Origin of the sequence: Actinoplanes sp. NPDC051470 (genome assembly GCF_040682035.1) — a bacterium.
In the GTDB taxonomy this organism is placed as follows: Bacteria; Actinomycetota; Actinomycetes; order Mycobacteriales; family Micromonosporaceae; genus Actinoplanes.
Genome location: NZ_JBFBAA010000013.1, coordinates 184,922 through 202,430, shown reverse-complemented (window position 1 = coordinate 202,430; position 17,509 = coordinate 184,922). Strand labels below are relative to the sequence as shown.

Sequence of the window (17,509 nt, the reverse complement as noted above, 5' to 3'; positions counted from 1 at the left end):
ATGCGCCCATCGGTGACGGGCGACTACCGGATCTTGACGGCGTGGGCCGTGCTGTACGCGGCCAGCAGCGCCGACTCGGTGTCCCCGCCGACCCACGCGCGGTAGGTGTAGGTCCGGCGCGAGGTCTGCTTGACCACCACGGACCAGACGCCGTGCTCGAGGGTGTATCCGCGGGCCACCGCCGACCAGGTGCCGTCGGCGTTCTTGCGCTCGATCCGCACGGTGAGCCACGGCTGGGCCGGTGTCTCGACGATCCTCGCGGTGACCGTGCCGGCCTTGCCCGAGACCACCGTCAGGATCGGGACCACCCGGTTGCGGACCACCACCGTCCGCGACATCACGCCGTCGACCACGACCGCGAACTCGAACCCGGTGTCGACCCAGCGCGTCATCCGGTACGAGCCGTTCGCCGCGGCCGTGGTGGTGATCGGCGCGTTGCTCCCGTCCTGCCAGTAGAGGGCCGGCTGCAACGCGTGGAACTGGTAGGCGGACTCGTACAGCTCGACGGTCGCGCCGGGCGTGGCGGTGCCGGTGATGGCGACGGTCTGGTAACCGGCTGTGCTGGCCGGGGCGGAGATCGTCGGCCCCGCGGTGGCCGCCACCGCGGGTGTGGCCACCAGTCCGGCGCTGGTCACGGCCAGGAAGACGGCCAGGAGAAGACGCATGAGGGGCAGCCTAGGGGTGATCACTCTCCGTGCTCATGGTCCGTTTGGGCAGGATATTTCGGGCGCGACGTCTGGACGCCATGATCGTTGATCGCGGTAGGAAGCCGCAATCGAAGGGTCAGAGATGGTCTCGCGCCGCATCGTCCAGGTCACCGTCGCCGGGGCGACCCTCATCGCCGGCCTCGGGTACGCCGTCCCGGCCACCGCCTCGCTGCGCTACGACCCGGTGGCCAAGACCGGGTTCGCCGGCGCCGCGGACGTGCGGAAGGCGTTCGGCTGGAGCGAGGCCAAGCTGGCCGCCCGCGCCGACGGGCTGGTCTTCGGCCACGACTTCTGGACCAGGGACACGTACTCGGTCCGGTGTGGCCAGGCGCCGTTCCCGGTGGCCCACCAGCGGGAGTTCGGCCGGTTCGACCTGACCGACGTCGTGGTCCGCGCGGGCCGTCCGGGCGGGCCCACCGGGTACGACCGGCAGCCCGTGCCGACCGGCTTCCGGATCACCGGCCCGTACGCGGGGATCTCCGGCACCTCCGTCGCGCCCGCGGTCGGCCAGCCCTGCCCGCAGCCCCGCGGCCCGAAGATCACCCGCGCCGACCTGGTCGCCACGACCACCGGCTGGTCCCTCACTGTCAGCTCGGGCGCCGTCAGCAAGATTCTCCGCACCGGAAAGTAGCTCAGATGTCGGCCCGGTCCACGGTCCAGGCGCGGGCCTGTTCGCTCAGGGTGACGCCGAGACCCGGACGGTCCGAGAGGTGGATGCGGCCGCCACCGATCTCGAGGCGTTCGTCGAACAGCGGGTGCAGCCAGTCGAAGTGCTCGACCCACGGTTCGTGCGGGTACGCGGCGGCCAGGTGCACGTGGATCTCCATGGCGAAGTGCGGCGCCAGCGTGAGGTTGCGGTGCTCGGCCAGCACGGCCAGCCGCTGGAACTGGGTGATGCCACCGATCCGCGGTGCGTCGGGCTGGATCACGTCGACGGCGCCGAGGCGGATGAGCTCGTGGTGCTCGGCGACGCTGGTGAGCATCTCACCGGAGGCGATCGGGGTGTCCAGGGAGCGGGCCAGCGCGGCGTGTCCCTCGGCGTCGTACGCGTCGAGCGGCTCTTCGATCCAGGTCAGCCCGAACTCCTCCAGCGCACGGCCGATGCGCTGGGCCGACGTGCGGTCCCACTGCTGGTTGGCGTCGACCATGAGCGGGAAGTCGTCGCCCAGGTGCTCGCGGACGGCGCGGACCCGGGCCAGGTCGACCGCGGCCGACGGATGGCCGACCTTGATCTTGATGCCGCCGATCCCGGCCGCCCGCGAGGCGGTGGCGTTGTCGAGGATCCGGTCGATCGGCTCGTGCAGGAACCCGCCGGAGGTGTCGTAGCAGCGGACCGAGTCGCGGTAGGCGCCCAAAAGCTTGGCCAGCGGCAGGCCGGCGCGCTTGGCCTTCAGGTCCCACAGCGCCACGTCGAGCGCGGCGATGGCCTGGGTCGCGGCGCCGCTGCGGCCCACCGACGCGCCGGCCCAGACGAGCTTGGTCCACAGCCGGCCGATGTCGTTCGGGTCCTCGCCGATCAGGTCCGGTGCGACCTCCCTGGCGTGCGCGAACTGGGCCGGACCGCCGGCCCGTTTGCTGTAGCCGAACCCGAGGCCCTCGTGGCCGTCATCGGTGCGGATCTCCGCCACCAGGAACGCCACCTCGGTCATCGGGCGCTGCCGGCCGGTGAGCACCTTGGCGTCGCTGATCGCGGCGGTCAGCGGCAGCGTCACCGACGACAGCGTGATCCCGGCGATCCGGTCGGCGGTCACGGTCGCACCAGGCAGGGCCGCTTGGGGTCGAACTGCCAGCCGGGCACCAGGTATCGCATGGCGGCGGCGTCGTCACGGGCGCCCAGGGCGTGCGCGAGATAGAGCTCGTGCGCGGCGCGCAGGGCGTCGCGGTCCAGGTCGACCCCGAGGCCCGGCCGATCGGGTACGGCGATCCGCCCGTCCCGGATGCGCGGCGGCTCGCGGGTCAGCCGCTGCCCGTCCTGCCAGATCCAATGCGTGTCCAGCGCGGTGATCTCGCCGGGTGCGGCCGCGCCGACGTGGGTGAACATGGCCAGCGAGATGTCGAAGTGGTTGTTGGAGTGCGAGCCCCAGGTGAGCCCGAAGTCGTGACACAGCTGCGCGACCCGGACCGAGCCGCGCATGGTCCAGAAGTGCGGGTCGGCGAGGGGAATGTCAACGGCCTGCCCGCGTACGGCGTGGGCCAGCTCGCGCCAGTCGGTGGCGATCATGTTGGTCGCGGTGCGCAGCCCGGTCTCGCGGCGGAACTCGGCCATCGTCTCCCGCCCGGACAGGACGCCCTCGGCGCCGACCGGATCCTCGGCGTACGCGAGCACGCCGTGCAGGTCCCGGCACAGCGCGACCGCCTCGGCCAGCCGCCATCCGCCGTTGGGGTCGATGGTGATCCGGGCCGCCGGGAAGCGTGCGGCGAGCGCTCGTACCGCCTCGATCTCCTCCTCGCCCGCCAGCACACCGCCCTTCAGCTTGAAGTCGGCGAAGCCGTAGCGGGCCTGCGCCGCCTCGGCCAGCGCCACGATCGACTCCGGGGTGAGCGCGGGCTCGCGGCGCAGCCGCTCCCAGTCGTCGGCCGGCGCCGGCTCGGCCAGGTAGGGCAGGTCGGTCCGGGTGCGGTCGCCGACATAGAAGAGATAGCCGAGTACGGGGACCGAGGCGCGTTGCTGCCCGTCGCCGAGCAGCTCCGCCACGGGCACGCCGAGATGCCGGCCGAGCAGGTCGAGCAGCGCGCATTCCAGGGCGGTGACGGCGTGCACGGCGACCCGCTGGTCGAAGGTCTGTGGCCCGCGGCCCCGCTCGTCGAGAACGGCGTAGCTGGCGCCGATCTCGCGCAGCGCCGTGCCGAAGCGCGCGATCGACCGGCCGATCAGGTGTTCACCGGCGGCCTCGGCGGTGCGCCGGATCGGTTCCCCGCCGGGCGCCTCGCCCACCCCGACCTGGCCGGCGCTGTCGGTGACCACCACGACGGTACGGGTGAAGAACGGCCCGTGGGCGCCGCTGAGGTTCAGCAGCATGCTGTCGTGCCCGGCGACCGGGATGACCTCGACGCGGGCGACGGTGGGCGCCGGCGCGCTCATGTCGCCACCCGCACCTTGTCGACCAGGGCGGCCAGGTCGGCCCGGTCCGCGCCGGTCAGGTCGGTGAGCGGTGGCCGGACCCGGCCGCCGTCCCGGCCGACCACGGTCAGGCCGGCCTTGATGATCGAGACGGCGTAGCCGCGGGCCCGGTCGCGGATGTCCAGGTACGGGATGACGAACTCGTTGAGCAGCTGGTAGACGGTGACGCGGTCCTGGGCCCGGACGGCGGCGAAGAAGCGCAGCGCGAACTCGGGCACGAAGTTGTAGAGCGCCGACGAGTACGTGTTCATGCCGAGCTGGAGCAGCGGCAGCGCGAAGGTCTCGGCGGTGGGCAGCCCGCCGATGTAGATGAGGCGGTCGCCGAGCCGGGCGTACGTGCGGGTCATCCGCTCGATGTCGCCGACGCCGTCCTTGAGCCCGACCAGGTTGGGGTTGCGGTCGGCCAGCTCGGCCACGGTGACGTCGTCCAGGACGGCGTTGGCCCGGCTGTAGACGATGACGCCGAGCTCGGTCGACCGGCACACCGCGCTGATGTGGGCGACCAGGCCGGCCTGGGTCGCCTCGGTCAGGTAGGGCGGCAGCAGCAGCAGTCCCGCGGCCCCGGCCCGCTGGGCCGCCTCGGCCTGTGCGGAGGCCTGCGCGGTGCCGCCGGTGGCGGGGGCGACGACCGGCACCAGATGGCCGACCTCACCGACCGCGGCCCGGACCACGCGGTCGATCTCGGCCGAGGTCAGCGAGAAGCCCTCGCCGGTGCCGCCGCCCGCGAACAGCCCGGCGACGCCGAACCCGGCCTGCCAGGCGAGGTGGTCGCGGTAGCGGGTCTCGTCGAGGGCGAGGTCGTCGTCGAAGTGGGTCACGGGGAAGGACAGCAGACCGGTGGCGAGACGGGCGGCGAGTTCATCGGGCGGAGTCGGCGTCACCCCGGTCACGGTAGGCAGCCGCCACGATGCGTGTCCAAGAGTGTTTGCGCATCGCGTCATACCGTCAGAGCATCGAGCACGTTCAGCACCTTGGCCAGGGCCGGGTTCGGCGATCGGCGCGGCCACAGCAGGTGCAGCTCGACGGGCTCGCGGATCGGCGTGGCCAGCGGCACGAAGGCCACGCCGGGAATGCCGAGCAGGGTGGCCGAGGCCGGCACGAAGGCGAGGCCACGACCGGCGGAGACCAGCCAGAGCATGGTGAGGATCTGGCTCACGCTCTGCACCACCCGCTCCTGGGCCAGCGGGACCATGCTGACCACCAGGTCGTAGAAGTAGCGGGCCCGCTGCTGGGAGTGGAAGATCAGCGGCTCGGTGGCCAGGTCGCCGGGTGCGGCCGGCCGGTCGAGACCGGTCAGCCGATGACCCTCGGGCACGGCCAGCAGGAGCGCCTCGCGGTGCAGCAGCCGCGAGTCGAACAGGTCGGGGTCGAACGGCGGCCGGGCCAGGCCCAGGTCGAGATCCTCGGCCGCGAGCGCGGCGACCTGCTCCCGGGTGACCATCTCGAACAGCTCGACGCGCACCTCGGGCAGGCGCCGCTCGAGTTCGTTGAGCAGCCGGCCGAGGATGCCGAAGGTCGACGCCGCGGTGAACCCGACCCGCACCAGCCCCCGGGTGCCCGAGGAGATCCGCTGGGCCAGGTCGGGCGCCGCCTCGGCGATGGCCAGGATCCGCCGGGCCTCGCGCAGGAACGCCTCGCCGGCCGGGGTCAGGGCGACCCGGCGGTTGTCCCGGTCGAGCAGGTGCACGCCGATCGCGGCCTCGAGCTTCTGGATCTGACGGCTCAACGGCGGCTGGGTCATCCGCAGGCGGGCGGCGGCCCGCCCGAAGTGCAGTTCCTCGGCGACCGCGACCAGACCACGGAGCTGATCCAGGGTGTATGTCATGCCAGAAAGGTATCAATCAATGCCATAAGAGAGTTGGACAGGCATGAATACCCGGTCATACGCTCGTGACCCGCCTCACATTCTGGAGAGACTCCATGCGTAGCAGGGTTCTGGGTGCCTCCACAGTCGCCGTCCTCGCGCTGAGCGCGTGTGGCGGCAACCTCGACGACTCCACGAGCGAAGCCGGCTCGTCGTTCCCCGAGCGGGCGGTCAGCGTGCTCGTCGGCCAGGACGCGGGCGGCAGCACCGACCTCATCGCCCGCGCCCTGGCCGACCCGGCCTCGGCCGACCTGACGAAGCCGGTCACCGTGCTGAACAAGGCCGGCGCCAACGGCGGGGTGGCCGCGAAGGAACTGGCCGGGGCGAAGGCCGACGGCTACACGCTGATGGTCTTCAACGGGTCGCTGGCCTACATCACCCCACTGGCCGTCGCCGCGGACCAGGCCGTCGACATCAACGACTACGAGGTGGTCACCGGCGTCTCGCAGGACGACTACATCCTCGTCGCCAACCCGGAGACGGGATTCAAGACGGTCAAGGACATCGTGGACGCCAAACGGCCGATCAAGTTCGCCACCACCGGCGTCGGCACCGGCAGCCAGCTCAGCCAGGAACTGCTCTTCGCCCAGGCGTCCATCAACGCCACCGCGGTGCCGTTCAACGGCGGCGCCTCCGCGCTCACCGCCGTCCTCGGCGGGCAGGTCGACGTGGCCTCGGTGCAGCTGGGGGAGGGGCAGGCGCAGATCAAGGCGGGCAAGGTGACGCCGATCGTCACGTTCGCGAGCAAGCGGCCGGCCTACATGCCGGACACGCCCACCGCCCAGGAGGCCGGCTACCAGGCCCTGGTGCAGCAGTCGCGGGCGATCGTGGCCCCGAAGGGCACCCCCAAGGAGGTGCTGGACCGGCTGCGGGCGGCGTTCCGGAAAGCCTTCGCCGAGCAGACCTACCGGGACTTCAACGTCCAGCGGATGCTCACCCCGAACGAGGTCGACGGCGCCACGCTCCGGCAGCAGTGGAACCAGTCCCGAGACACGTACAAGCAGCTCACCGAGCAGTACAAGATCGATCTGAGCGGCACGTCGTGACCGAGCCCGAGCGTCCGCCGGCCGCCGGACCGCTGACGGCCCTCGTCACCGCCGCGATCGTCGTCGTCCTCGGTGGCGCGGCGGTCGCCGGCGCCGTCCGGCTGGGGCTGGGAAGTCCCTCCGCGCCCGGCCCCGGGCTGTGGCCCGGGCTCGTCGGCGCCGTTCTGGCGGTCCTCGGCGTCGTCCTGGCGACGCGGGCCCGGCGCACCGCGGACGCCGAGCGGTTCACCCGGGCCGGGCTCCTGGTGCTCGCCGCGACCGCCACCATGGTGGTCTTCGTCGTGGTGGTCGGCGTCATCGGCTTCGAGATCCCGACCGCGTTGCTGGCCTTCGTCTGGCTGCGCTTCCTCGGCCGGGAGTCGTGGGGGCTCTCGGCCGTCGTCAGCCTGGCCGCCACCGCCGCGTTCTACCTGCTGTTCGTCGGAGCGCTCGGCGTCACCATCCCGCACCTGTTCTGACCCGCGATCGGAGAACCGTTGGACACCCTGTCCCCGGTGCTTGACGGCTTCGCCGTCGTCCTCGAGCCGAAGAACCTGCTCTACTGCCTGCTCGGCGTGGTCATCGGCATGCTCATCGGCGTGCTGCCCGGTCTCGGCCCGGCCGCGACGATCGCGATCCTGCTGCCGATGACCTTCGGCCTCGAGCCGGTCACGTCGATCATCATGCTGGCCGGCATCTTCTACGGCGCCCAGTACGGCGGCACCATCACCTCGGTCCTGCTGCGCCTGCCCGGCGAGGCGTCGTCGGTGGTCACCGTCTTCGACGGGCACGCCATGGCGCGGCAGGGGCGGGCCGGCACCGCCCTGGGCATCGCCGCGATCGGCTCCTTCGTCGGCGGCACCCTGTCGATCATCGCGCTCACCCTGGTCGCGCCGTTCGTCGCCGGGTTCGCGCTCGACTTCGGCCCGCCCGAGTACGCCGCGCTCGCCCTGCTCGGCATCCTGCTGGTCGCCACCGTCTCGAACAGCGGCAAGCTCAAGGCCCTGATCGCCGCCGCCACCGGTCTGCTGCTGGCCACGGTGGGCCGCGACGACTTCATCAGCGTGGAACGGTTCACCTTCGGCAACCTGTCGCTGGCCGACGGGCTCGATTTCGTACCCATCGCCATGGGTCTGTTCGGTCTCGGCGAAATCCTCTACAACCTGGAAGAGCGCCACCGCGCGACCCAGGCGCCGGCCGCCGTCAACGACATCTGGCCGAGCCGGGCCGATCTGCGGCAGGCCTCCGGCGCCATCGGCCGGGGCGGTGTCCTCGGGTTCTTCCTGGGCATCCTTCCCGGCGGCGGCGCCGTGCTCTCCTCGCTGGCGGCGTACGCGCTGGAGAAGCGCCGGTCCCGCCACCCCGAGCGCTTCGGCCACGGCGCCATCGAGGGGGTGGCCGCGCCCGAGACGGCCAACAACGCGGCCGCCACCTCGTCGTTCATCCCGCTGCTGTCGCTGGGCATTCCCGCCAACGCCACGATGGCCGTGATCTTCGGCGCGCTGCTCATCCAGGGCATCACGCCCGGCCCGCAACTGGTCACCGAGCACCCCGACCTGTTCTGGGGCGTCGTCAACTCGATGTACCTCGGCAACGTCCTGCTGCTGATCATGAGCATGCCGTTGGTCGGCCTCTTCGTCCGGATCCTGCGGGTCCGCCCGGCGATCCTGGCGCCGATCACCGCCCTGATCACGCTGATCGGCGCGTACACCGTCCGCAACGACGTCTTCGACATCGGCCTGGTCGTCTTTTTCGGCGTCGTCGGCTACCTCATGAAGAAGGCCGGGTTCGACCCCGGCCCGCTGGTGCTCGCCTTCGTGCTCGGCTCCCTGCTGGAGACCTCGCTGCGCCGCTCCCTGCTGCTCTTCGACGGCAACCCGGCCGGCTTCCTGACCCGCCCGATCTCCGGCGTCCTGCTCGCCTGTCTCCTCGTCGTGGCGGTGCTGCCGGCCGCCCGCGCCCTGATCCGCCGCCGCTCGAGCTCCCGGGAGCAGCAGGACGCCTAGGGAGGAGATCCTGTCGTGTTTCAGGCCAACGGCCTCGCCACCCCGCCCGCCACGCTCGACCTGACCACAGCGGCGAAATGATCGAAGATCGAACGACTGTCGTAGCTTCGTGGGTGCTACCGACCGCTGCTCCCGCCGAGGGTCGGCTCGCTCCGCTACGCCTCCACGTCCGTGCCCGCTCGCCCTCCCGCGCGATCCCACCGGGTCCCGGACCCGGCCGCGGTCAGGCGGACCAGTGCTGGTCGGCCCAGCGCGCGCACACGTTGAAGTCACAGGTGGTGACGATGGCGGCGGACTCGATCGAGCCCGGGCGGTCAGGCGAGCTCGGGCGGCCGGCCGGGCGCCGGGCGAACACCGCGCCAATGAGAGCAGCTGAACCGGAGCCAGATCACCCTCAGTGATGTCGACCTGACGAGATCACTTCTCGCCGAGGCGGCCAGAGCCCTGCGGCCGGTCGTGGCGAACCGTTCGACCGTGGGCCGTCCGGGCATTTCCGGCCACCGAACGGCCGACCCGCTACGTAACTCTCCGCAATAATGACCGTTATTACGCGGAGTAATTGAACCCGTTGTCCGGAGCGTGACTCGTGGTGTTTGCCGGGCCGGTCCGCATATGTCGAGAGGGTATTCAAATCTCCGTTTCGGTCACTTAGCGTTTGCCCCCTGGATCGGACATCTTGGGAGGCAACATGGTGCGCGTCTGGCGCTCCACAGTGATCACGGCGGTGGCCGCGACGGCGGCGGTGGCGCTGGTCGTCACGCCGTCGTTCGCGGCGGCGCCGGCCGGCAGCCGGGTCGAGCTGAAGGTCCTGGTCGTCACCGACGGCGGGCCGGCCACCTCGGCGATCGCGGCCGAGCTGAAGTCCGAGGGCGTGCCCTACCAGGAGGTCAACCTCGGTGACGCGGCCCGCCCGGCGATCGACGCCGCGTTCCTGGCCGACACCGTCACCAGCGCCGGCCGGCTGATCGACCGGGCCCACTTCCAGGCCGTGGTGATGCCCGGTCCGGACGCGCTCGGCAACGCCACCGAGCTGGCCGCGCTCACCGCGTACCAGCAGAAGTTCGACATCCCGCAGGTGAACGCCTACGTCTACCCGGGCGCCGGGGTGGGCATGCAGACGCCGACCTGGGCCGGCTCGCTGGACGGCGTGACCGCGACCCTGACCGCGGCCGGCAAGGGCGTCTTCGGCTACCTGAAGGGCTCGGTGCCGTTCGAGGACAATTCGCCGGCCGTAGCCGAGTCGTACGGCTACCTCGCTGCCCCGGCCGAGAAAACCGCCGACGCCACCACCACGTCCCTGCTGACCGCCACCGCGCCGGACGGGTCGGCCGGCAACACGCTGGTCGCCGAGTCCAGGGCCGGCAACCGGCGGCAGCTGTCGCTGAACTTCGTCTACAACAGCGCCCAGCAGCAGTTCCGGCTGCTCGCCCCGGGCATCGTCACCTGGATGACCGGGGGCGTGCACCTCGGCCTCAGCCGCAACTTCCTGTCGGTGCAGGTGGACGACGTCTTCATGGGCGACGCCCGGTGGAGCACCACCGGGAACTGCACCCCGGGTGAGGACTGCAAGGCCGGCATCACGACCAAGGACATCCGGATGAGCGCCGCCGACGTGTCGGCCGTCTCGTCCTGGCAGACCAGCCGCAACTTCGTCTTCGACATGGTCTTCAACGGGAACGGCAGCGCCGAGGCCTCGTCGGCCGCGTTCCTGCGCCTGGACCCGCTGACCCTGGCGTTCCTGCTGTCGAAGGGGAACTTCCGGTGGACCAACCACACCTGGAACCACGAGTACCTGGGCTGTGTGCGGGACACCACGGTCATTCCCTGGAGGTGCACGAACAGCTGGGCGACGCAGGCCCTGATCACCTCGGAGATCAGCAAGAACGTCACCTGGGCCGGCAACGCCGTGCGCAAGCTGCCGATCGACCGGACCGAGCTGGTCACCGGTGAGCACTCCGGGCTCTACATCCTGCCGCAGCAGCCGCAGACCAACCCGAACCTGGCCCCGGCGCTGACCGGCCAGGGCATCAAGTGGCTGGCCGCGGACAACTCCCGGATGCCCGACCAGATCCAGGTCGGCTCGGCGCTGACCGTGCCGCGGTACCCGATGACGGTGTACTTCAACGCCGGCCGGCGCACCGAGATGGCCGACGAGTACAACTGGATCTACACGTCCCGGGCCGACGGCGGCAGCGGAATCTGCGAGGACAACCCGGCCACCACCACCTGCATCGCGCCGCTGAACACGACCACCGGCTTCCAGAACTACATCGTGCCGCTGGAGACCCGGCTGGCCCTGGGCCGGATGTTGAACAACGACCCGCGCCCGTACTACGCGCACCAGGGCAACCTGGCCGAGGACCGGATCCTGCTGACCATGATGGACGGCATCCTGACCCGGTACCGGTCGCTGGTGGCCGACAACGCGCCGTTCGTCAACCCGCGGATGAGCGCGGCCGGTCTCGAACTCCAGCGGCAGAACGCTTGGCGGGCCGCGGTCGCGGGCGGCCAGGTCACCGGCTACGTGCAGGACAAGGCGGTGCACATCGAGGCGCCGGCGTCGGTCGTGGTGCCGGTCACGGCGATCACCGGGACCAAGCGGGGTACGGCCGTCTTCGGTGACGCGTACGCCGGGCTGCGCTCAGCCTGGACCACCCCGGCCGCCGGCGGCACCGTGGACCTGGTGCTTCCGTGAAGATCGCCATGCTCACCGAGGGCACCTACCCCCAGGCGTTCGGCGGGGTCAGCGTCTGGTGTGACCAGCTGGTGCGTGGCTTGAAGAACCACGAGTTCGACGTGTACGCGATCCAGGCCACCGGCACCGAGCCGGCGGCCTGGGAGCTGCCGGCGAACGTCACCGTCCACGGCATCGCGCTGTGGCCGCCGTTCACGCGGCGGCCACGGCCGGGCCGGGGCGGGAACGCGGAACGGCTCGTCTCGGCGTACCGCAGAATGATCCTGTCGCTCGTGGCCAAGGATTCCGGCGAGGAGTTCGCGGCGGCGCTGCGCGAGATGGCCGAGTGCGCGGACGGCGCGAGCCTGGCGCCCTACGGCCAGGAGGCGGCGGGCTGGCTGATGGACGCGTGGCCGGCCAACACCGCGCTCCGTCAGGTCGCCGCGCCGTCGGTGCTGGACGCGCTGACCGCGGTGGACGTCATCGAGCGTTCGCTGCGCCCGCTGCTGCAGCCGGCGCCGCGGGCCGACCTCACCCACGCGGTGACCAACGGCCTGGCCACCCTGCCCGGGCTGGCCGCCAGGTGGCGGCACGGCACGCCGCTGCTGCTCACCGAGCACGGCGTCTACCTCCGCGAGCGCTACCTCGGACTGCGGGCCGCCGGCTACAGCTGGCCGGTCAAGGCGACGCTCGCCGCCTTCCTGCGGCTGGTCTGCGTCACGGCCTACCGCAACGCCGACCTGATCGCCCCCGGCAACCAGTACAACCGCCGCTGGGAGACCAGGTTCGGCGCCGACCCGAAGCGGATCGAGACGGTCTACAACGGCGTGGCCCCCGAGGACTTCCCGGCGGCCGGGCCCGAGCCGGCGGCGCCCACCATCACCTGGGCCGGCCGGATCGACCCGATCAAGGACCTGGAGACGCTGATCCGCAGCTTCGCCCTGGTCCGCGCCGAGCTGCCGGAGGCGCGGCTGCGCGTCTTCGGCGGCGTGCCGGCCGGCGGCGAGGCCTACCGGGCGAGCTGTGAGGCGCTGGTCGCCGAGCTGGGGCTGGCCGGGTCGGTCACCTTCGAGGGCCGGGTGGCGGAGATCCGGGACGCCTACGCGGCCGGTCACGTGGTGGCGCTGTCGAGCATCTCCGAGGGGTTCCCGTACACCCTGATCGAGGCGATGACCTCGGGCCGGGCCACGGTGTCGACCGACGTCGGCGGGGTCGGCGAGGCGGTCGGCGACACCGGCCTGGTGGTGCCGCCGCGCGAACCCGCGGCGATGGCCGCCGCCTGCCTGGAGTTGCTGCGCGACGAGGCGCGGCGGCACGACCTGGGCCGGCGGGCCCGGGAACGGGCGCTGGCCAACTTCACCGTGGACAAGGCGGTGGACAGCTACGACGCGATCTACCACGACCTGGTCTTCCGGATGTCGCGCGAGGCGGCCGCCGAGGTCCTCGAACCGGCGGAGGCCCGATGAACAGCGCCCACGCCGAGGCGGCGGTCGACTCGTACGAGGTGGCCGCGGTGCTGGAGGCCGACGGGGTCACCGACGTGACGGCCCGCGAACGGCACGGCGCCGAGGACGTCTTCGACCTGGCCGACCGGCTGTTCCGGCAGACGCCGCGGCAGCCGCAGCCGAACGTGCCGGCCGAGGGCCCGTGGCGGGCCAAGCCGGTCACCCACGTGCTGCGCGGTGTGCTGTTCGGGCTCCCGGCGCTGGCCTACCTGACCGTCGCCGACCGGATCACCGGCCCGCGCGCCGCGGTGCTGCTGGTCGTGTCGGTGCTGCTGTCCTGGTCGGCCGGGCAGGGCCTGGCCCACCTGGGTCACGCCCGGCTGAGCCGGACCGGCCGGAACGGCGCCGCCGCCGTGCTGAGCGGCGCCACCCTGGCCGTCGGAGTGCCCGCGGTGGCGGTCGTGGCCGCGCTCGGGTTCGCCCTCGGCGTCCCGGCCGTGGTCACGCTGATCGCCGCCGGTCAGCTGGTCTACGTGCTGGCCGCCACCGTCGCCCTGGTCCTCGGCCGGGAGTGGTGGTTGCTGGCGGCGCTCGCCGCCGGGCCGGCCGCCCCGCTGGCCGCGGTCGTCGTCGCGGGCTGGTCGGTGCGGGGTGTCCGACCCGAGCGGCCGGCCCGGGCCGAACTGGCCGCCGCGCTCCCCGCCGTGGCGTTCGGCGCGGTCGTCGGCGGACTGCTGATCTTCACGGCGGCGCTGCGGGCGCTGGACCCGCAGCCGGGCGCCACCGGAACGCTGGCCGTCCTGCTGCCCCTGTCGGTCAGCATGGGCGCGGCCGAATGGCTGCTCTACCGCTACCGCGCGGCGACCCACCACGCGATGGCCGTCAGCCGCACCTTCCGGGTCTTCCGCCGGCGGGCCAACGCCGCCCTCCTCCGGGCGTCGGCGACCTACGTGGCCGTCCTGGCCGTGCTGCTCGCCGCCGGGGCCGTCCTGACCGGCGAGCTGCCCCGGGCCGAGCCGGCCCTGATCGGGCCGGCGCTGTTCCTGGCCCTGCTCCTGATGTCGTTCGGCATCCGTGGCCCGGTCGTGCTGGCCTGCCTGGCCGCCCTGGTGGCGAGCCTGGCCCTGATGCCCTTCGCGTCCCCCGAAACCATCCAGGCCGGCACCGCGGCCGGCCTGCTGATCGCCCTCTACGCGTACGCCCACCTGACGTTGCGCCGGGCCCAGCTCCACCTCTGAAGTCCCCCGAAAGACAGCGTCCCCCAAGGAGAAACATCGTGACGACGACGGTCGCAGTAACCGGTGCCGACGGCTTCATCGGCTCCCACCTGGTCGAGAACCTGGTCGCCCGGGGCCACCACGTCCGGGCCATGGCCCAGTACAACTCGCTCGGCACCTGGGGCTGGCTGGACACGCTCAGCCCCGACGTGATGGCCAACGTCGAGGTGGTCGCCGGCGACGTCACCGACCAGGACACCGTCCGCGACCTGATCAGCGGGGCGGGCACCGTCTACCACCTGGCCGCCCTGATCGCGATCCCGCACTCCTACCGGGCGCCCCGCTCCTACGTGAACACCAACGTGATCGGCACTCTGAACGTGCTGGAGGCCGTCCGCGAGCAGGGCTGTGACCGGCTGGTGCACACCTCGACCAGCGAGACCTACGGCACCGCGCGGACCGTGCCGATCAGCGAGACCCACCCGGTGCAGGCGCAGTCGCCGTACGCGGCCAGCAAGGCCGGCGCCGACAAGCTGGTGGACAGCTACCACGCCAGCTTCGGCACCCCCGCGGTGATCATGCGGCCGTTCAACACGTTCGGGCCCCGGCAGTCGGCCCGCGCGGTCATCCCCACGGTGATCAGCCAGATCGCCGCCGGCGCGGACGAGATCCGGCTGGGCGCGCTCGACCCGACCCGCGACTTCCTGTTCGTGCACGACACCGCCGAGGCCTTCGCCACCGTCGGGACCGCGCCGGCCGAGCAGGTCGTCGGCGAGTCGTTCAACGCCGGCACCGGCGACGAGATCTCGATCGGCGCCACGGCCGAGATGATCTGCGCGCTGATGGGCCGCCCGGTGCCGGTCCGCCTGGAGAACGAGCGCCTGCGCCCGGCCAACTCCGAGGTCATGCGGCTGGTCTGTGACAACACCAAGCTGCGGACGGCCACCGGCTGGGCCCCCGCCCACGACCTCGCCTCCGGGGTGAAGCTGACCATCGACTGGTTCCTGGACCCGGCCAACCTCGCCAAGTACCGCCCCGGCACCTACGCGCGTTGAGGAGAACACCCATGCACGCAGTCATTCTGGCCGGTGGCAAAGGGGTGCGGCTGCGGCCGTACACGACGGCTCTGCCGAAGCCCCTGGTGCCGATCGGCGACCAGTACTCGATCCTGGAAATCATCATGCGTCAGCTCTCGCATTGCGGCTTCCGCTCGGTGACGCTGGCCATCGGCCACCTCGGGCACCTGATCCGGGCCTACGTCGGCGACGGCAGCCAGTGGGGCATGGAGCGGGTCGACTTCGCCGAAGAGGAGTCGCCGCTGGGCACCATCGGCCCGCTGCTGCAGATGCGGGACCGGCTGCCCGAGCACTTCGTGGTGATGAACGGCGACATCCTGACCGACCTCGACTACGCCGACCTGCTGAACCGGCACCGCGCCGGCGGCTCCGAGCTGACCGTGGCCACCTACGCCCGCCAGGTGAAGATCGACTTCGGGGTGCTGACCTCGGTCGGCGGCCGGATCGTCGACTTCACCGAGAAGCCCACCATGGACTACCGGGTGAGCATGGGCGTGTACGGCATGTCGGCCGGCGCGCTCCGCCCGTACACCCCGGGCCTGCCCCTGGGTTTCGACGAGCTGGTGCTGGACATGCTGGCCCAGGGGAGCGGGCCGGCCGAGTACGAGTTCGACGGCAACTGGCTCGACATCGGCCGGCCGGACGACTACGACCGGGCCAACGCCGAGTTCGGGGTGCTGGGCCCGATCCTGCTGCGGGAACGATTGGCCGCCTGATGCGCTGTCTGCTGATCGGCGCCTCGGGGTTCCTCGGTGGTCAGGTGCGGGCGCGCCTGGCCGCCGACCCCGCGGTGACCGTCATCGCGGCCGGGCGGTCCGGGCCCCTGCGGCTCGACCTCGATGACGCCGGCCTGACCGCCCGGCTGCGCGACCTGGCCCCGGACGTGGTGGTCAACTGCGCCGGCGCGATCGACGGCTCGCCCGCGTCGCTGGCCCGCGGCAACGTGGTCGCGGTGGCCCGGCTGGTGACGGCGGCCGCCGCGATCGGGTGCCGGCTCGTCCACCTCGGCTCGGCGGCGGAATACGGCGTGGTGCCCGACGGCCGCTCGGTGGGGGAGACCTTCACCCCCCAACCCGTTTCGGCGTACGGGATGAGCAAGCTGGCCGGCACCGAGCTGGTCCTCGCCGCCCGCCGCGACGGCCTGACCGCCACCGTGCTGAGGGTCTTCAACCCGATCGGTCCGGGTACGCCGTCGACGCTGCTGCCGGGACGGCTGGTGGCCGCGTTGCGGGACCCGGCGATCCGGCTCGGCCCGCTCGACGGGCACCGCGACTTCGTGGACGTCCGGGACGTCGCGGCCGCGGTCGAGGTCGCCTGCTGGGTCACGGGCGCGTTGCCCGGCGTCGTGAACATCGGCAGCGGCCGCGCCACCGCCCTGCGTGACCTGGCGGCCCTGGCGGCCGGGATGACCGGGGTTCCGCAGCCGATCGAGGAGACCATCGGCTCGGCCCGCTCGGCCGCGGTCACCTGGCAGCAGGCGGACATCACGCTGGCCCGGTCGGTGCTTGGCTTCCGGCCCGAGTACTCCCTCTCGGATTCCGTGCGCTCCCTCGTGGCGGCTTGATGAGCGCTCTGGTCGTACCCGCGTACTTCCATCCCGCCGTGGCCGGCGCCGACTGGAAAGCCTTGGCCACCCACGGATCCGCGGTCCGCGCGGTGATCCTCAACTCGTTCAACGGGCCCGGCCCGGCACCCGAGCGGTCGCTGATCGCGGCCGGGGTGGCGACCGGGCGGCCGCTGCTCGGCTACGTCGACACCGACTACGGGCGGCGTGACCCGGATGAGGTGCTCGCCGACGTGGACCGCTGGCAGGACTGGTATCCGACCAGCGGCCTGTTCCTCGACCGCGTGTCCACTTCTCCGGATCTGCTGATCTGGTACGACGTGGTGCTGTCGGAGATCCGGCGGCGGACCGCCGGCACGGTGGTGTTCAACCACGGCGCCCACCCGCACCCCCGGTACGGTGAGCTCGCCGACGCGCTGGTGACCTTCGAGGGCCCGTACGCCTGGCACCGGGAGATCCAGGTGCCCGCCTGGATCCGCTCGATGCCGGCCGAACGCATCTGGCACCTGGTCTACGACACCCCGTCGGCGCTGTTGCCGGCGGCCCTGTCCCGCGCCGCCGAGGCCGGGGCCGGCGTCGTCTACGTGACCGACCGGACCGGGGTGAACCCGTGGGACGGCGTACCCACCTATCTGGAGTCGCTCGCCCGATGACCGTCCGTCGCCTCCTCATCGCGCTGGTCGCGTTGCTTGTGCTTGCCGCCTGCGGAACCGCCGCGCAGCCGATCGCTTCCTCGCCGCCGATTGTCTCCCCGCCGCCGTCCTCTCCTTCCCCGGCGGCTTCCCCGTCACCCACGCCCACGGTGCGGCC

16 protein-coding genes are annotated in these 17,509 nt (G+C 72.1%); 11 read left to right on the top strand and 5 right to left on the bottom strand.

The features are described 5' to 3' along the window. Nucleotides 1-23: 23 nt before the first annotated feature. Nucleotides 24-665, bottom strand: coding sequence for a hypothetical protein (locus tag AB0M54_RS23800; RefSeq protein ID WP_364332551.1), 642 nt, complete (start codon nt 663-665; stop codon nt 24-26). Nucleotides 666-789: 124 nt separating this feature from the next. Here AB0M54_RS23800 and AB0M54_RS23795 point away from each other — a divergent pair, with 124 nt between their 5' ends. Continuing rightward, nucleotides 790-1,338: a hypothetical protein gene (locus AB0M54_RS23795; protein ID WP_364332548.1), complete on the top strand. Its 549-nt coding sequence runs from the start codon at nt 790-792 to the stop codon at nt 1,336-1,338. Between the two features lies 1 nt (nt 1,339). On the opposite strand, the gene AB0M54_RS23790 is transcribed toward AB0M54_RS23795, so the two are convergent. From AB0M54_RS23790 to AB0M54_RS23775, 4 genes are read right to left on the bottom strand one after another with little or no spacing between them, the layout of a single operon-like run. Beyond that, complete coding sequence (locus AB0M54_RS23790) at nt 1,340-2,458, bottom strand: mandelate racemase/muconate lactonizing enzyme family protein (RefSeq protein ID WP_364473734.1); 1,119 nt, start codon at nt 2,456-2,458, stop codon at nt 1,340-1,342. Further along, nucleotides 2,455-3,789, bottom strand: a complete 1,335-nt coding sequence (locus AB0M54_RS23785) for an enolase C-terminal domain-like protein (RefSeq protein WP_364332542.1) — start codon at nt 3,787-3,789, stop codon at nt 2,455-2,457. Before AB0M54_RS23785 ends, AB0M54_RS23790 begins: the two co-directional genes overlap by 4 nt. Then, on the bottom strand, nt 3,786-4,709 hold the full coding sequence (kdgD, locus tag AB0M54_RS23780) for a 5-dehydro-4-deoxyglucarate dehydratase (protein ID WP_364332539.1): 924 nt from the start codon (nt 4,707-4,709) through the stop codon (nt 3,786-3,788). Before kdgD ends, AB0M54_RS23785 begins: the two co-directional genes overlap by 4 nt. A 56-nt stretch (nt 4,710-4,765) precedes the next feature. After that, the gene (locus AB0M54_RS23775) at nt 4,766-5,653 is read right to left on the bottom strand and encodes a LysR family transcriptional regulator (protein WP_364473732.1); all 888 of its coding nucleotides are present in this window, start codon (nt 5,651-5,653) and stop codon (nt 4,766-4,768) included. Between the two features lie 95 nt (nt 5,654-5,748). Here AB0M54_RS23775 and AB0M54_RS23770 point away from each other — a divergent pair, with 95 nt between their 5' ends. The 10 genes from AB0M54_RS23770 (at nt 5,749) to AB0M54_RS23725 (ending at nt 17,352) form a co-directional block, all read left to right on the top strand. Further along, a complete protein-coding gene (locus AB0M54_RS23770; protein ID WP_364332533.1) occupies nt 5,749-6,738 on the top strand; it encodes a tripartite tricarboxylate transporter substrate binding protein in 990 nt (329 codons plus the stop codon). Beyond that, nucleotides 6,735-7,196: a tripartite tricarboxylate transporter TctB family protein gene (locus tag AB0M54_RS23765; protein ID WP_364332530.1), complete on the top strand. Its 462-nt coding sequence runs from the start codon at nt 6,735-6,737 to the stop codon at nt 7,194-7,196. Before AB0M54_RS23770 ends, AB0M54_RS23765 begins: the two co-directional genes overlap by 4 nt. Nucleotides 7,197-7,232: 36 nt before the next feature. Further along, nucleotides 7,233-8,723 carry a tripartite tricarboxylate transporter permease gene (locus AB0M54_RS23760; RefSeq protein WP_364473730.1) on the top strand — a complete coding sequence of 497 codons (1,491 nt, stop codon included), beginning with the start codon at nt 7,233-7,235 and terminating at the stop codon, nt 8,721-8,723. Between the two features lie 688 nt (nt 8,724-9,411). Further along, on the top strand, nt 9,412-11,418 hold the full coding sequence (locus tag AB0M54_RS23755; protein WP_364332522.1) for a hypothetical protein: 2,007 nt from the start codon (nt 9,412-9,414) through the stop codon (nt 11,416-11,418). After that, nucleotides 11,415-12,863 carry a GT4 family glycosyltransferase PelF gene (gene pelF / locus AB0M54_RS23750; protein ID WP_364332519.1) on the top strand — a complete coding sequence of 483 codons (1,449 nt, stop codon included), beginning with the start codon at nt 11,415-11,417 and terminating at the stop codon, nt 12,861-12,863. The genes AB0M54_RS23755 and pelF overlap by 4 nt, the downstream gene beginning before the upstream one ends. Continuing rightward, a complete protein-coding gene (locus tag AB0M54_RS23745) occupies nt 12,860-14,080 on the top strand; it encodes a hypothetical protein (protein ID WP_364473728.1) in 1,221 nt (406 codons plus the stop codon). Before pelF ends, AB0M54_RS23745 begins: the two co-directional genes overlap by 4 nt. A 38-nt stretch (nt 14,081-14,118) precedes the next feature. Next, nucleotides 14,119-15,114: an SDR family NAD(P)-dependent oxidoreductase gene (locus AB0M54_RS23740; protein ID WP_364332513.1), complete on the top strand. Its 996-nt coding sequence runs from the start codon at nt 14,119-14,121 to the stop codon at nt 15,112-15,114. Between the two features lie 11 nt (nt 15,115-15,125). Then, on the top strand, nt 15,126-15,851 hold the full coding sequence (locus AB0M54_RS23735) for a sugar phosphate nucleotidyltransferase (protein WP_364332510.1): 726 nt from the start codon (nt 15,126-15,128) through the stop codon (nt 15,849-15,851). Further along, a complete protein-coding gene (locus tag AB0M54_RS23730; RefSeq protein WP_364473726.1) occupies nt 15,851-16,699 on the top strand; it encodes an NAD(P)-dependent oxidoreductase in 849 nt (282 codons plus the stop codon). The genes AB0M54_RS23735 and AB0M54_RS23730 overlap by 1 nt, the downstream gene beginning before the upstream one ends. Next, a complete protein-coding gene (locus AB0M54_RS23725) occupies nt 16,699-17,352 on the top strand; it encodes a spherulation-specific family 4 protein (RefSeq protein WP_364332504.1) in 654 nt (217 codons plus the stop codon). The genes AB0M54_RS23730 and AB0M54_RS23725 overlap by 1 nt, the downstream gene beginning before the upstream one ends. The last annotated feature ends 157 nt before the right edge of the window (nt 17,353-17,509 follow it).